General features: G+C 64.8%; 1 protein-coding gene and 1 pseudogene. One reads left to right on the forward strand and one right to left on the reverse strand.

Annotated elements, in window-relative coordinates; genetic code table 11:
* Positions 1 to 519, reverse strand: a 519-nt coding sequence (locus tag ATN37_RS21270) for a phosphoadenosine phosphosulfate reductase family protein (protein ID WP_218695591.1), incomplete at its 3' end; no start/stop codon positions are given.
* 377 nt (positions 520 to 896) lie between these two features.
* On the opposite strand from ATN37_RS21270, the pseudogene ATN37_RS32640 reads away from it, so the two are divergent.
* Positions 897 to 1,308 (forward strand): annotated as a pseudogene (locus ATN37_RS32640) (hypothetical protein); the annotation flags it as partial.

Below are 1,308 nucleotides of genomic sequence, written 5' to 3' on the forward strand. Positions count from 1 at the left end.
GATTCGGACGCGGAGAGCGTTGTAGTACATCGACCAGCGTCCGGTTCCCTTTGCGGATTCGTCGGCGCGTACACCCCAGATCTCGCCCGATCCGTGAGCCTGGTGGGCCGCGCGTGAGGGTGCTCCGATGAGAATGTCGCGGAGTGCACGCGTTGTCGCCCGCGTGGGCAGGCGGTGATCCCATTCGCCGGAGTCCGCGAGAACGGTCAGCAGGGGTGGGTCGGCTCGGTGCACTTCGAGATTGAGGTTCCATGCGTCGGCGAGGTCGGCGATGTAGTCGTAGGTCTGTGGGTATTCGAGCCCCGAATCGAAGAAGACGACAGGAATGTTCGGCTCGACCGCTGTGGTCAGGTGCAGGGCGACGAGTGAATCTTTGCCGCCGGAGAAGGCGAGATATCCGTCGTGGTTGTCGAGGTGTTCCTCGATGCGCTCTTTGATCGCGGTCAGGTTCGGGCGTGGGCGCCGCAGTGCGCGCAGTGTGGTCAGGTCGAGGCCGTCCGCGCGAGGGGTGCCACTCATATCTCTGCCGCTTCCCTCGGTGCTCGATGAGTATTTCTGGCGTTGTTGTCACACGCGGCCCTTCGGGCGGATCTTCCTGTGTATGTACGGCCTCGAAGCCGATCCGACTNAGCGTGATGAAAGAAAAACTACAGGAGGTGACCTCGTGCGTGGAGGTCGTAGAGGCGGCGTTCGCATCGACGAATCGTTCATCTGAGAAGGACTCACTGCAGAGGGGGCGGTGTGCGCGCTGCGCGAAGGCCGACACACCGATCGAGCCCGCGCGGTCGGCGATCTCGCGAACCTTCACCGCATTCGACTTGTGGAAGGCTCCGACCGAGAAAGGTCTCTGCGCACCGTGCCGGTGGGCGTATCAGACGCCGGAGCTGCGAACCCGAATGCATCTGATCACCACCGCGCCGGCGATGACCGAACTGACGCAGCCGCGCCTGGCCCGGACCTTGTCGGCACCGTTGACGTCGGAGATCGCGCTGGTGGTGCCGTTGCGTCGCCCGGCCCGCAAACACATCCTGCCGCACGCCCGGTGGGGCGGCGTTGCTGTCGAAGACACCTGCTTGCTGTGGTCGGATCGGGATGTCGCAGCAGCTGCCGCGATGCGCCGACTGCGCTCTCACGGCTTCGGTGAACGCATGCTCGGCGAGAGCGCAGCCCCGTATGCAGTGCTTCGCACAGTGCCGGCGCGTCGGTGGCCGGCGATCTTCGAGGACTGGGATCGCCTGTCCCCGTACCGCCACGTCGACCGATGGTGGGCATTGGCGCTGTTGGCCACCAAACCGCTTCGCAGCAAGG

Source organism: Rhodococcus sp. MH15 (assembly GCF_019266045.1).
GTDB lineage: Bacteria > Actinomycetota > Actinomycetes > Mycobacteriales > Mycobacteriaceae > Rhodococcus_F > Rhodococcus_F qingshengii.